Raw genomic sequence first — 13798 nt, forward strand, 5'->3', positions numbered from 1 at the left:
TCCAGCGCTGACCGGTGGCCCGTGTTTAGTAGCTTAGCTAATCCTTATTATGGACTTAAAACGCGTTATGTTGTCTGCTAATCAAACTGTCAGCGAAATGTTGCCTGCGCATGGCTGTCGTCATGTCGCCATTATTATGGACGGCAACGGTCGCTGGGCTAAACGGCAAGGAAAAATCCGCGCCTTTGGCCATAAAGCCGGCGCGAAGTCTGTTCGTCGCGCCGTCTCATTCGCGGCTAATAATGGTATTGAAGCGTTGACGTTATACGCGTTCAGCAGTGAAAACTGGAATCGCCCGGCGCAGGAAGTCAGCGCGCTGATGGAGCTGTTTGTCTGGGCACTGGATAGCGAAGTAAAAAGTCTGCACAGGCACAATGTGCGCCTGCGTATCATCGGCGAGACCACGCGATTCAATGCGCGTTTACAGGAACGTATTCGCAAAGCGGAAGCGCTTACTGAGAACAACACCGGTTTGACTCTGAACATTGCCGCCAATTACGGCGGCCGCTGGGATATCGTTCAGGGCGTTCGTCATCTGGCCAAACAGGTACAAGACGGGTTACTCCAGCCCGAACAAATCACGGAAGAGATGCTGAGCCAGCAGGTATGCATGCATGAACTGGCTCCCGTAGATTTAGTTATTAGGACCGGGGGAGAGCACCGCATTAGTAACTTTTTGATTTGGCAAATTGCCTATGCCGAACTTTACTTTACGGATGTTCTTTGGCCCGATTTCGCTGAACAGGACTTTGAAGGTGCACTCCATGCCTTTGTTAATCGAGAGCGTCGTTTCGGCGGCACTGAGCCGGGTGGCAGCAATGCCTGATGGGGGTCACTTTTGCTGAAGTATCGCCTGATTTCTGCTTTCGTCTTAATCCCCGTCGTTATTGCGGCGCTTTTTCTATTGCCGCCTGCGGGCTTTGCCATCGTCACGCTGGTGGTCTGTATGCTCGCCGCGTGGGAGTGGGGGCAATTTAGCGGTTTCACTTCAACGACGCAGCGAGTCTGGCTGTCGGTGCTTTGCGGTCTGCTGCTGGCGCTGATGCTATTCCTGATGCCGGAATACCATTATGACGTTCATCAACCGCTGGTTGAGGGAGCGCTGTGGGCATCATTCGGCTGGTGGATAGTCGCGCTGCTTCTGGTTCTGACTTACCCCGTTTCTGCGGCCTTCTGGCGCAATTCAAAAACGCTCCGTCTGATATTCGGCATCCTGACCATTGTCCCGTTTTTTTGGGGCATGCTGGCGCTGCGAGCGTGGCATTACGCCGACGATCATTACAGCGGTGCGCTGTGGTTACTTTACGTGATGATTCTGGTCTGGGGCGCGGATTCCGGCGCCTATATGTTCGGGAAAATGTTCGGTAAGCATAAGCTGGCGCCGAAGGTTTCTCCGGGTAAAACCTGGCAGGGTTTTTTCGGCGGGCTGTTAACGGCTGCGGTTATCTCCTGGGCTTACGGCTGGTGGGCCCATCTGGACGTGACGCCGACGGTCCTGCTGGTGTGTTCGGTTGTGGCGGCCCTGGCCTCGGTACTGGGCGATCTGACCGAAAGCATGTTTAAACGCGAAGCTGGCATCAAAGATAGCGGAAATCTGATTCCCGGACACGGCGGTATCCTCGATCGTATCGATAGCCTGACGGCTGCGGTACCCGTGTTTGCTTGTCTACTCTTGTTGGTTTTCAGGACGATTTGACGGAAGGTTTTATGCTGAGCGTTCTCTGGAATTTGGCTGCTTTTATTATTGCGCTGGGCGTGCTGATCACCGTCCATGAGTTTGGCCATTTCTGGGTAGCTCGCCGCTGCGGTATCCGCGTTGAGCGTTTTTCTATTGGCTTTGGCAAAGCGCTGTGGCGCCGTTTTGATAAGCAGGGAACGGAATTTATTATCGCCCTTATCCCATTGGGCGGTTATGTCAAAATGCTCGATGAGCGCGTTGAGCCGGTGGCGCCCGAGATGCGCCACTGCGCGTTCAACAACAAAACCGTGGGTCAGCGTGCCGCGGTAATTGCCGCAGGGCCGATTGCCAACTTCCTTTTTGCCATTTTTGCCTGGTGGCTGGTCTTTATCATCGGTGTCCCCGGCGTGCGACCGGTCGTTGCCGATATCGCTCCTGACTCTATTGCCGCGCAAGCACAAATTGCAAAAGGAATGGAACTTAAAGCGATAGATGGCATCGAAACGCCTGATTGGGATGCAGTACGTATGGCGCTGGTGGCAAAGATTGGCGATCGGCAAACAATAGTTACCGTCGCCCCTTTCGGGACCAATCAACGCCAGGATAAAATCCTCGATCTGCAGCGTTGGGCGTTTGAGCCGGATAAACAAGATCCGGTTGCTTCGTTAGGCATTCAGCCCCGCAGCGCGCAGATTGATACCGTCCTGGCTGAAGTACAATCTAACTCGGCGGCGCAGAAGGCGGGTTTGCAAGCGGGCGACAGGATCGTTAAAGTCGATGGTCAACCGTTAACGCAGTGGATGACGTTTGTTAATCTGGTGCGTGATAATCCGGGTAAGGCGTTAGTTCTGGACATCGAGCGGCAGGGTAGCCCCCTGTCGGTAACCTTGACGCCGGATACGAAGTCTACCAAAGGTAAAGCTGAGGGGTTTGCAGGGGTCGTACCTAAGGTCATCCCGCTGCCTGATGAATATAAGACAGTGCGTCAGTACGGGCCGTTTGCCGCCATCGCTGAAGCCACGGATAAAACCTGGCAGCTGATGTCGTTAACGGTCAAGATGCTGGGCAAATTGATAACCGGTGATGTCAAACTGAACAACCTCAGCGGGCCGATTTCTATCGCCCAGGGGGCTGGGATGTCAGCGGAGTTTGGGCTGATTTATTATCTGATGTTTCTTGCGCTCATCAGCGTGAACCTCGGAATAATCAACCTGTTCCCGCTTCCCGTTCTTGACGGGGGACATCTGCTGTTTTTGGCGATTGAAAAGCTGAAAGGCGGACCGGTATCCGAGCGAGTTCAAGACTTTAGTTATCGCATTGGCTCAATATTGCTGGTGCTGTTAATGGGGCTTGCACTTTTCAATGATTTCTCTCGGTTGTAAGAGAGTTTGTTAGGAAGAACGCATAATAACGATGGCGATGAAAAAGTTGCTCATAGCGTCGCTGCTGTTTAGCAGCGCAACCGTATACGGTGCTGACGGGTTCGTGGTGAAGGACATTCATTTCGAAGGCCTTCAGCGTGTCGCTGTTGGTGCGGCCCTCCTCAGTATGCCAGTGCGTCCTGGCGATACCGTAACCGATGATGATATCAGTAATACCATCCGCGCCCTGTTTGCCACCGGCAACTTTGAGGACGTTCGCGTTCTGCGCGATGGTGATACCCTGCTGGTGCAGGTGAAAGAGCGTCCAACGATTGCCAGCATCACTTTCTCCGGCAACAAGTCGGTTAAAGATGACATGCTCAAGCAAAACCTTGAGGCATCCGGCGTACGCGTAGGGGAATCTCTCGATCGCACCACGCTTGCTGATATCGAAAAGGGGCTGGAGGATTTCTACTATAGCGTCGGTAAGTATAGCGCCAGCGTTAAAGCTGTCGTGACGCCGCTGCCGCGTAACCGTGTCGACCTGAAACTGGTATTCCAGGAAGGCGTCTCAGCGAAAATCCAGCAGATCAATATCGTCGGCAATCATGCATTCAGCACCGATGAACTGATTTCTACCTTCCAGCTGCGCGATGAAGTGCCGTGGTGGAACGTGGTCGGCGATCGCAAATATCAGAAACAGAAGCTGGCGGGAGATCTCGAAACGCTGCGCAGCTACTATCTGGATCGCGGCTATGCTCGTTTCAACATTGACTCCACTCAGGTTAGCCTGACGCCGGATAAAAAAGGGATCTACATCACCATCAACATTACCGAAGGCGATCAGTACAAGCTTTCTGGCGTGCAGGTGACGGGAGACCTGGCAGGGCATTCGGCAGAAATCGAAGCGCTGACTAAAGTTGAACCGGGTGAGCTGTATAACGGCACCAAAGTGACCAAAATGGAGAATGACATTAAGAAACTCCTTGGTCGCTACGGTTACGCCTATCCGCGCGTTCAGTCCCAGCCGGAAATCAACGATAGTGATAAGACCGTGAAGCTGCACGTAAACGTCGATGCGGGTAACCGCTACTACGTGCGTAAAATTCGCTTCGAAGGCAACGATACCTCGAAAGATGCCGTTCTGCGTCGCGAAATGCGTCAGATGGAAGGTGCCTGGCTGGGCAGCGACCTGGTCGACCAGGGGAAAGATCGTCTGAATCGTCTGGGCTACTTTGAAACGGTTGATACCGATACGCAGCGCGTGCCGGGCAGCCCGGATCAGGTTGACGTGGTCTATAAAGTTAAAGAACGCAATACCGGTAGCTTTAACTTTGGCGTGGGTTACGGTACGGAAAGCGGCGTAAGCTTCCAGGCCGGCGTTCAGCAGGATAACTGGCTCGGTACCGGCTATTCTGTGGGAATTAACGGCACCAAAAACGATTACCAGACCTATACTGAACTGTCGGTGACGAACCCGTACTTTACCGTGGATGGCGTCAGCCTCGGCGGTCGTGTTTTCTATAACGACTTCGATGCTAACGATGCGGATCTATCTGACTATACCAACAAGAGCTATGGTACAGATATTACGCTGGGCTTCCCGGTCAACGAGTACAATTCGCTGCGCGCGGGTCTCGGCTATGTGCATAACAAGCTGTCCAATATGCAGCCTCAGGTTGCTATGTGGCGTTATCTGAACTCAATGGGCCAAACGCCGAATGATACGAACGACCGAAACTCGTTCAGCGCTGACGACTTCACCTTCAACTACGGCTGGACGTATAACAAGCTCGACCGGGGCTTCTTCCCGACCGAAGGTTCACGCGTCAACCTGAACGGTAAAGTGACGATTCCGGGTTCGGATAACGAATACTACAAAGCGACGCTGGATACCGCGACCTATGTACCGATCGACGACGATCATAAGTGGGTGGTATTAGGTCGAACCAGATGGGGTTATGGTGACGGTATTGGTAGTAAAGAAATGCCGTTCTATGAGAACTTCTATGCCGGTGGTTCAAGTACCGTGCGTGGCTTCCAGTCCAACACTATCGGTCCGAAGGCTGTTTATAAACCAGCCAGCAGCCGCCATGATGGTGATGATGGATACGATAACGAATGCGATTCTAACTCCGCAGGTCTATGTAAGTCTGATGATGCGGTGGGCGGTAACGCCATGGCGGTGGCCAGCCTTGAGCTGATTACTCCAACGCCGTTTATCAGCGATAAATATGCGAATTCGGTCCGTACTTCCTTCTTCTGGGATATGGGCACCGTGTGGGATACAAACTGGCAGAATACGGCGGATACGAGAGCCGCTGGTGTTCCTGACTATAGCGATCCGAACAACATTCGTATGTCTGCGGGTATCGCAGTGCAGTGGATGTCGCCGTTAGGACCGTTGGTATTCTCCTACGCTCAGCCGTTTAAAAAGTACGATGGAGACAAAGCTGAACAGTTCCAGTTTAACATCGGTAAAACCTGGTAATTGTGTTGGCTACAATGGAATGTAAGTGCAGTTGCAGTATAGCGCTGACTATTGGCGATAACTGAGGTTATCGCCTGGCCACGCAAATAACGGTACCCCTGGGTACTCATGGGATGGTAAGGAGTTAATTGTGAAAAAGTGGTTATTAGCTGCAGGTCTGGGTTTAGCAATGGTAACTTCCGCTCAGGCGGCAGATAAGATTGCAATGGTTAACATGAATAGCCTGTTCCAGCAGGTTGCCCAGAAAACAGGCGTTTCTAACACGCTGGAAAACGAGTTTAAAGGCCGCGCGAGCGAGCTGCAGCGTATGGAAGGCGACCTGCAGTCTAAAATGCAGCGTCTGCAGTCCATGAAAGCGGGCTCTGACCGTACCAAACTGGAAAAAGACGTGATGGCTCAGCGCCAGACCTTCTCCCAGAAAGCGCAGTCTTTTGAACAGGATCGTGCACGTCGTTCTAACGAAGAGCGCGGCAAGCTGGTGACTCGTATCCAGAGCGCTGTGCAGAGCGTCGCTAAAGATCAGAGCATCGATCTGGTTGTTGACTCTAATGCCGTTGCATACAACAGCAGCGATGTAAAAGACATCACCGCTGATGTGCTGAAACAGGTTAAATAAGTAATGCCTTCAATTCGACTGGCTGATTTAGCCCAGCAGTTGGATGCAGAATTACACGGTGATGGCGATATCGTCATCACCGGCGTTGCGTCCATGCAGTCCGCGAAAGCGGGCCATATTACTTTCATGGTAAATCCTAAGTACCGTGAACACCTGGCCGCTTGCCAGGCATCTGCCGTCGTGATGACGCAGGATGATTTGCCTTTTGCCCACAGCGCCGCGCTGGTAGTGCGTAATCCCTACCTGACCTACGCGCGCATGGCTCAAATTCTTGATACCACGCCGCAGCCGGCGCAGGATATCGCGCCGAGCGCGGTCATCGATGCCACGGCGAAGCTGGGTACTCACGTAGCGATTGGCCCGAATGCCGTTATTGAGTCGGGTGTTATCCTCGGTGATAACGTGGTTATCGGCGCCGGTTGCTTCGTTGGGAAAAATACGAAAATAGGTGCCGGCTCGCGTTTATGGGCCAACGTCACCGTTTACCACGACATTGAGATCGGCGAGAATTGCCTGATTCAGTCCAGCACGGTGATTGGCGCAGATGGCTTCGGCTACGCGAACGATCGCGGCAACTGGGTTAAGATCCCGCAGCTGGGTCGCGTCATTATCGGCGATCGCGTGGAGATAGGCGCTTGTACGACCATCGATCGCGGTGCGCTGGACGACACCGTCATTGGTAACGGCGTGATTATTGATAACCAGTGTCAGATTGCGCACAACGTGGTAATTGGCGACAACACCGCAGTTGCTGGTGGCGTGATTATGGCGGGCAGCCTCAAGATTGGCCGCTACTGCATGATCGGCGGAGCCAGCGTGATCAACGGCCACATGGAAATCTGCGATAAAGTCACCGTCACGGGGATGGGGATGGTTATGCGACCGATCACCGAGCCAGGCGTTTATTCTTCAGGTATCCCGCTGCAGCCGAATAAGGTCTGGCGCAAGACCGCTGCGCTGGTACTGAATATTGATGATATGAGCAAGCGTCTCAAAGCCATTGAGCGCAAGGTTAATCAACAAGATTAGTGCTTCTCCAGCCACATTTAAATTTTCGGCCTGTTGCATTCATGAGATTGCCGCAGGCCGTGTTATTATTGCCTTTTAGTATATTTAGACAGGAAGAGTATTTTGACTACTGACACTCATACTCTGCACATTGAAGAGATTCTGGAACTGCTGCCTCACCGTTACCCGTTCCTGCTGGTCGATCGCGTGCTGGATTTTGAAGAAGGTCGTTTTCTACGCGCAGTAAAAAATGTTTCTGTAAATGAGCCGTTTTTCCAGGGGCACTTCCCTGGTAAGCCGATTTTACCGGGCGTACTGATTCTGGAAGCGATGGCCCAGGCTACCGGCATTCTGGCATTCAAAAGCGTTGGAAAACTGGAACCGGGCGAGCTGTATTATTTTGCCGGGATTGACGAAGCGCGTTTCAAACGTCCGGTCGTGCCTGGCGATCAGATGATTATGGAAGTCACTTTTGAGAAAACCCGTCGCGGCCTGACTCGTTTCAAAGGCGTTGCGACGGTGGACGGGAAAGTGGTTTGCGAAGCAACGATGATGTGTGCCCGTAGCCGGGAGGCCTGATACGTGATTGATAAAACCGCCTTTATTCATCCTACCGCCATTGTAGAAGAAGGCGCCGTTATTGGCGCTAACGTCCACATTGGCCCGTTTTGTATTGTTGGCGCTAACGTCGAAATCGGCGAAGGCACCGTACTGAAATCTCACGTTGTCATCAACGGTCATACCAAAATTGGCCGCGACAACGAGATCTATCAGTTCGCTTCCATCGGTGAAGTTAACCAGGATCTGAAATATGCTGGCGAACCGACCCGCGTGGAAATTGGCGATCGCAACCGCATCCGCGAAAGCGTCACCATTCATCGTGGCACAGTACAGGGCGGTGGATTAACGAAGGTGGGCAGCGATAACCTGCTGATGATCAACGCCCACGTGGCGCATGATTGTACGCTTGGCGACCGCTGTATTCTGGCTAATAACGCCACCCTCGCAGGTCATGTTTCGCTGGATGATTTTGTTATCATCGGCGGCATGACTGCCGTGCATCAGTTCTGCATTATTGGCGCGCATGTGATGGTGGGCGGCTGCTCCGGCGTAGCGCAAGACGTTCCGCCGTTCGTTATTGCTCAGGGCAACCACGCAACGCCGTTTGGCGTTAACATCGAAGGGTTGAAACGTCGCGGCTTCAGCCGTGAGGCGATCACTGCGATTCGTAACGCCTATAAGCTACTGTACCGCAGCGGTAAAACGCTGGATGAAGCGAAAGCCGAGATCGCCGAACTGGCGACACAGTATCCTGAAGTGCAGACATTTACCGACTTCTTTGCTCGCTCCACGCGCGGCCTGATTCGTTAATGGCTGAATCACGTCCCCTGACGATTGCCCTGGTCGCCGGAGAAACCTCCGGCGATATTCTTGGTGCCGGTCTTATTCGCGCGCTCAAAGCCCGTATGCCTGATGCTCGTTTTGTAGGCGTTGCCGGGCCGTTAATGCAGGCGGAAGGCTGCGAGGCCTGGTACGAGATGGAAGAGCTGGCGGTGATGGGCATTGTTGAAGTGCTGGGACGCCTGCGTCGACTGCTGCACATTCGCGCCGATCTCACCCGACGTTTTACCGAGCTTAAACCAGACGTGTTCGTCGGTATTGATGCGCCTGACTTCAATATCACCCTCGAAGGTAATCTGAAGAAGCAGGGTATCAAAACGATCCATTACGTCAGCCCATCGGTTTGGGCATGGCGGCAAAAACGCGTTTTCAAAATTGGCAGATCCACCGATCTGGTTCTGGCATTCCTGCCTTTCGAAAAAGCGTTTTATGACAAATTTAACGTTCCCTGCCGGTTTATCGGCCACACGATGGCGGATGCGATGCCGCTGGACCCGGATAAAGACGCGGCGCGCGACCGTCTGGGGATCGCGCGTGACGTACACTGCCTGGCGCTGCTGCCGGGTAGCCGTGGGGCAGAAGTCGAGATGCTCAGCGCCGACTTCCTGAAAACGGCGCAAATCCTGCGAGAATATTATCCCGATCTGGAAGTGGTCGTTCCGCTGGTCAACGCGAAGCGGCGGGAACAGTTTGAGCGTATCAAGGCGGAAACGGCGCCGGAGCTGGCCGTACACCTACTGGATGGGCGGGCTCGCGATGCAATGATCGCCAGCGATGCTGCGCTGCTGGCCTCCGGCACGGCTGCGCTGGAGTGTATGCTGGCTAAGTGCCCGATGGTAGTTGGTTATCGGATGAAGCCCTTTACCTTCTGGCTGGCGAAACGGCTGGTGAAGACCGACTACGTGTCGTTACCGAACTTACTGGCCGGGCGTGAACTGGTTAAAGAGCTGCTGCAGGATGAATGCCGACCGCAGGCGCTGGCGGAGGCGCTGAAGCCGCTGCTGGCCGACGGTAAAACCAGCCACGATATGCATGAAACCTTCCGCGCGCTGCATCAGCAGATCCGCTGCAACGCTGATGAGCAGGCGGCGGATGCAGTTCTGGAGTTAGCAAAATGATGGAATTCGTGTATCCGCATACCCATCTGGTTGCGGGAGTCGATGAAGTCGGACGCGGTCCGCTGGTTGGCGCGGTGGTGACGGCTGCGGTGATACTCGATCCGGCCAGACCGATTGTGGGTCTTAATGACTCGAAAAAGCTCAGCGAAAAACGGCGCCTGGCGCTATTTGACGAGATCAAAGAAAAAGCGCTGTGCTGGAGCCTGGGTCGGGCGGAGCCGCATGAAATCGATGAACTGAATATTTTACACGCGACCATGCTGGCCATGCAGCGCGCCGTCGCGGGTTTGCGCGTCTCCCCGGAATTTGTTCTTATTGATGGTAACCGCTGTCCGCCGCTGCCCGTACCTTCGCTGGCGGTTGTCAAAGGCGATAGCCGGGTGGCGGAAATCAGCGCCGCGTCGATTCTGGCGAAAGTCACGCGCGATGCGGAAATGGCCGCGCTGGATCGGCAATTTCCACAGTACGGCTTTGCACAACATAAAGGTTATCCCACCGCTTTTCATCTGCAAAAGCTGCTGGAACATGGCGTTATCGAGCAATACCGGCGCAGTTTTGGCCCGGTGAAACGCGCGCTGGGCCTGGCGTCCTGAACTGACACGCAAGCACTAAAGTAACGCGGAATCTGAAGATGGCTGAACCACGTTTCGTACACCTGCGGGTGCACAGCGACTATTCCATGATCGATGGTCTGGCGAAAACCGGACCGTTAGTAAAAAAGGCGGCCGCGCTCGGCATGCCTGCGCTGGCGATCACTGATTTTACCAACCTCTGCGGGCTGGTGAAGTTCTACGGAACGGGACACGGCGCCGGAATTAAACCCATAGTCGGGGCCGATTTCCACGTCCAGAGCGATCTGCTCGGCGATGAACTGAGCCAGCTTACGGTATTGGCTGCGAATAATACTGGCTATCAAAACCTGACGCTGCTGATCTCCAAAGCCTATCAGCGCGGCTATGGCGCAGCGGGCCCGATTATCGATCGCGACTGGCTGATCGAATTAAAAGAAGGCTTAATTCTGCTCTCCGGCGGGCGTATGGGCGACGTGGGCCGTAGTCTGCTGCGCGGCAATATGGCGCTGGTGGATCAGTGCGTTGATTTTTATGCGCAGCATTTCCCTGATTGCTATTTCCTTGAGCTCATTCGCACCGGCCGCCAGGATGAAGAGTCTTATCTGCATGCGGCGGTGAAGCTGGCGGAAACTCGCGGCTTACCGGTGGTGGCAACCAACGACGTTCGCTTCCTTGAACCGGGCGACTTCGATGCTCATGAAATCCGCGTGGCCATCCACGACGGCTTTACCCTCGACGATCCAAAGCGTCCGCGCAACTACTCGCCGCAGCAGTATATGCGCAGCGAAGAAGAGATGTGCGAGCTCTTTTCCGATATTCCCGAAGCGCTGGAAAACAGCGTTGAGATCGCCAAACGCTGTAACGTGACCGTGCGCCTTGGTGAATACTTCCTGCCGCAGTTCCCGACCGGGGATATGACCACCGAAGATTATCTGGTTAAGAAATCCAAAGAGGGTCTGGAAGAGCGCCTGGAATTCCTGTTCCCCGATCCGGAAGAGCGGATTAAACGCCGTCCTGAATATGATGAGCGTCTGGATGTTGAGCTGCAGGTGATTAACCAGATGGGGTTCCCTGGTTACTTCCTGATCGTGATGGAGTTTATCCAGTGGTCGAAGGATAACGGCGTGCCGGTGGGGCCAGGACGTGGTTCCGGTGCCGGGTCGCTGGTGGCTTACGCGCTGAAAATTACTGACCTCGACCCGCTGGAATTTGACCTGCTGTTCGAACGTTTCCTTAATCCGGAACGTGTCTCCATGCCCGACTTCGACGTTGACTTCTGCATGGAGAAACGCGACCAGGTTATTGAACACGTTGCGGACATGTACGGTCGTGATGCGGTATCGCAGATTATTACCTTTGGTACCATGGCGGCGAAGGCGGTAATCCGCGACGTTGGCCGCGTGCTTGGTCACCCGTACGGCTTCGTTGACCGTATTTCCAAGCTGGTGCCGCCAGACCCGGGGATGACGCTGGCGAAAGCGTTTGAAGCCGAACCGCAGCTGCCGGAAATTTACGAGGCGGATGAAGAGGTTAAAGCGCTGATCGACATGGCGCGTAAGCTCGAAGGGGTCACCCGTAACGCCGGTAAACACGCAGGCGGGGTGGTGATCGCGCCGACGAAAATTACCGATTTTGCCCCGCTATACTGCGATGAAGCGGGCCAGCATCCGGTTACCCAGTTTGATAAAAACGATGTCGAATATGCCGGGCTGGTAAAGTTCGACTTCCTCGGTTTGCGTACGCTCACCATCATTAACTGGGCGCTGGAGATGATCAACGCCCGCCGCGAGAAGAACGGCGAGGGGCCGCTGGATATCGCCGCTATTCCGCTCGACGATAAAAAAAGCTTCGACATGCTGCAGCGCTCGGAAACCACCGCCGTCTTCCAGCTTGAATCGCGCGGCATGAAGGATCTGATTAAGCGTCTGCAGCCCGACTGCTTCGAAGATATGATCGCCCTGGTGGCCCTGTTTCGTCCGGGGCCGCTGCAGTCGGGGATGGTGGATAACTTTATCGACCGTAAACACGGCCGTGAAGAGATATCGTATCCGGACGTACAGTGGCAGCATGAATGTCTGAAACCGGTACTGGAGCCAACCTATGGCATTATCCTGTACCAGGAACAGGTCATGCAGATCGCCCAGGAGCTTTCCGGCTATACCCTCGGCGGCGCGGATATGCTGCGTCGTGCGATGGGTAAGAAAAAACCGGAAGAGATGGCCAAGCAGCGTTCCGTCTTCGAAGAAGGCGCGAAGAAAAATGGCGTTGACGGCGAGCTGGCGATGAAGATCTTTGACCTGGTGGAGAAATTCGCCGGTTATGGCTTTAACAAATCGCACTCTGCCGCTTATGCTTTAGTGTCCTATCAGACGCTGTGGCTGAAGGCGCACTATCCGGCTGAATTTATGGCGGCGGTGATGACCGCGGATATGGATAACACCGAAAAAGTCGTCGGCCTCGTGGATGAGTGCTGGCGGATGGGGCTGAAAATTCTGCCGCCGGATATTAACTCCGGCCTGTACCATTTCCACGTTAACGACGATGGCGAAATCGTTTATGGTATCGGCGCGATTAAAGGCGTCGGCGAAGGTCCGATTGAGGCGATCATTGAAGCCCGTAATCAGGGCGGCTATTTCCGCGAACTGTTCGATCTCTGCGCGCGTACAGATATTAAAAAACTCAACCGTCGGGTGCTGGAAAAACTGATCATGTCCGGGGCCTTTGACCGCCTCGGGCCGCATCGCGCGGCGTTAATGAATTCGCTGGGCGACGCGCTGAAGGCTGCCGATCAGCACGCGAAAGCCGAAGCTATCGGTCAGGCGGACATGTTCGGCGTGCTGGCGGAAGAGCCGGAGCAAATCGAGCAGTCCTACGCCAGCTGCCAGCCGTGGCCGGAACAGGTGGTGCTGGATGGCGAAAGGGAGACCCTGGGGCTGTACCTGACCGGGCACCCGATTAACCAGTATTTGAAAGAGATCGAACGCTACGTTGGCGGCGTACGACTCAAAGACATGCATCCGACCGATCGTGGTAAAGTGACCACGGCGGCGGGGCTCGTTATTGCCGCGCGGGTCATGGTCACCAAGCGCGGCAATCGTATCGGCATCTGTACGCTGGATGACCGTTCCGGGCGTCTGGAGGTGATGCTATTCACCGACGCTCTGGATAAATACCAGCAGCTGCTGGAAAAAGACCGCATACTTATCGTCAGCGGACAGGTCAGCTTTGATGACTTCAGCGGGGGGCTTAAAATGACCGCTCGTGAAGTCATGGACATTGACGAAGCCCGGGAAAAATATGCTCGCGGGCTTGCTATCTCGCTGACGGACAGGCAAATTGATGACCAGCTTTTAAACCGACTCCGTCAGTCTCTGGAACCCCACCGTTCGGGAACTATTCCAGTACACCTCTATTATCAGAGGGCGGATGCACGCGCGCGGTTGCGTTTTGGCGCAACATGGCGCGTCTCTCCGAGCGATCGTTTACTTAACGATCTGCGTGGCCTTATCGGCTCGGAGCAGGTGGAACTGGAGTTTGACTAATACAGGAATAC

General features: G+C 54.3%; 11 protein-coding genes. All 11 read left to right on the plus strand.

Annotation, left to right across the window (positions count from 1 at the left end):
* The first annotated feature begins 67 nt into the window (after window positions 1-67).
* The 11 genes from ispU (at window position 68) to dnaE (ending at window position 13787) form a co-directional block, all read left to right on the plus strand.
* Window positions 68-826, plus strand: coding sequence for a (2E,6E)-farnesyl-diphosphate-specific ditrans,polycis-undecaprenyl-diphosphate synthase (gene ispU, locus HMPREF3178_RS14075; RefSeq protein ID WP_004107935.1), 759 nt, complete (start codon window positions 68-70; stop codon window positions 824-826).
* Window positions 827-838: 12 nt separating this feature from the next.
* Window positions 839-1696: a phosphatidate cytidylyltransferase gene (cdsA, locus tag HMPREF3178_RS14080; protein ID WP_017144945.1), complete on the plus strand. Its 858-nt coding sequence runs from the start codon at window positions 839-841 to the stop codon at window positions 1694-1696.
* Window positions 1697-1707: 11 nt separating this feature from the next.
* A complete protein-coding gene (rseP, locus tag HMPREF3178_RS14085; RefSeq protein WP_004107932.1) occupies window positions 1708-3060 on the plus strand; it encodes a sigma E protease regulator RseP in 1353 nt (450 codons plus the stop codon).
* A 31-nt stretch (window positions 3061-3091) separates the two neighbouring features.
* Window positions 3092-5530: an outer membrane protein assembly factor BamA gene (gene bamA / locus HMPREF3178_RS14090; RefSeq protein ID WP_004107929.1), complete on the plus strand. Its 2439-nt coding sequence runs from the start codon at window positions 3092-3094 to the stop codon at window positions 5528-5530.
* A gap of 130 nt (window positions 5531-5660) precedes the next feature.
* Complete coding sequence (gene skp, locus HMPREF3178_RS14095; RefSeq protein ID WP_004098757.1) at window positions 5661-6146, plus strand: molecular chaperone Skp; 486 nt, start codon at window positions 5661-5663, stop codon at window positions 6144-6146.
* 3 nt (window positions 6147-6149) lie between these two features.
* Window positions 6150-7175 (plus strand): UDP-3-O-(3-hydroxymyristoyl)glucosamine N-acyltransferase, encoded by a 1026-nt coding sequence (gene lpxD, locus HMPREF3178_RS14100; protein WP_004107927.1) that lies wholly within the window; start codon window positions 6150-6152, stop codon window positions 7173-7175.
* A gap of 102 nt (window positions 7176-7277) precedes the next feature.
* Window positions 7278-7733, plus strand: a complete 456-nt coding sequence (fabZ, locus tag HMPREF3178_RS14105) for a 3-hydroxyacyl-ACP dehydratase FabZ (RefSeq protein WP_004098761.1) — start codon at window positions 7278-7280, stop codon at window positions 7731-7733.
* A 3-nt stretch (window positions 7734-7736) separates the two neighbouring features.
* Complete coding sequence (lpxA, locus tag HMPREF3178_RS14110; protein WP_004110721.1) at window positions 7737-8525, plus strand: acyl-ACP--UDP-N-acetylglucosamine O-acyltransferase; 789 nt, start codon at window positions 7737-7739, stop codon at window positions 8523-8525.
* The gene (gene lpxB, locus HMPREF3178_RS14115; protein ID WP_004107922.1) at window positions 8525-9673 is read left to right on the plus strand and encodes a lipid-A-disaccharide synthase; all 1149 of its coding nucleotides are present in this window, start codon (window positions 8525-8527) and stop codon (window positions 9671-9673) included. The genes lpxA and lpxB overlap by 1 nt, the downstream gene beginning before the upstream one ends.
* The gene (rnhB, locus tag HMPREF3178_RS14120; RefSeq protein WP_004107914.1) at window positions 9670-10266 is read left to right on the plus strand and encodes a ribonuclease HII; all 597 of its coding nucleotides are present in this window, start codon (window positions 9670-9672) and stop codon (window positions 10264-10266) included. Before lpxB ends, rnhB begins: the two co-directional genes overlap by 4 nt.
* A 38-nt stretch (window positions 10267-10304) precedes the next feature.
* The gene (gene dnaE / locus HMPREF3178_RS14125) at window positions 10305-13787 is read left to right on the plus strand and encodes a DNA polymerase III subunit alpha (protein ID WP_004107913.1); all 3483 of its coding nucleotides are present in this window, start codon (window positions 10305-10307) and stop codon (window positions 13785-13787) included.
* Window positions 13788-13798: the final 11 nt, after the last annotated feature.

The sequence above is a fragment of the Klebsiella sp. HMSC09D12 genome, assembly GCF_001808475.1.
GTDB classification, from domain to species: domain Bacteria; phylum Pseudomonadota; class Gammaproteobacteria; order Enterobacterales; family Enterobacteriaceae; genus Klebsiella; species Klebsiella oxytoca.

Coding starts and splice junctions, on each gene's coding strand:
- rseP (WP_004107932.1), top strand. CDS start 1,708: ATGCTGAGCGTTCTCTGGAATTTGGCTGCTTTTATTATTGCGCTGGGC.
- ispU (WP_004107935.1), top strand. CDS start 68: ATGTTGTCTGCTAATCAAACTGTCAGCGAAATGTTGCCTGCGCATGGC.
- bamA (WP_004107929.1), top strand. CDS start 3,092: ATGGCGATGAAAAAGTTGCTCATAGCGTCGCTGCTGTTTAGCAGCGCA.
- dnaE (WP_004107913.1), top strand. CDS start 10,305: ATGGCTGAACCACGTTTCGTACACCTGCGGGTGCACAGCGACTATTCC.
- lpxB (WP_004107922.1), top strand. CDS start 8,525: ATGGCTGAATCACGTCCCCTGACGATTGCCCTGGTCGCCGGAGAAACC.
- rnhB (WP_004107914.1), top strand. CDS start 9,670: ATGATGGAATTCGTGTATCCGCATACCCATCTGGTTGCGGGAGTCGAT.
- lpxD (WP_004107927.1), top strand. CDS start 6,150: ATGCCTTCAATTCGACTGGCTGATTTAGCCCAGCAGTTGGATGCAGAA.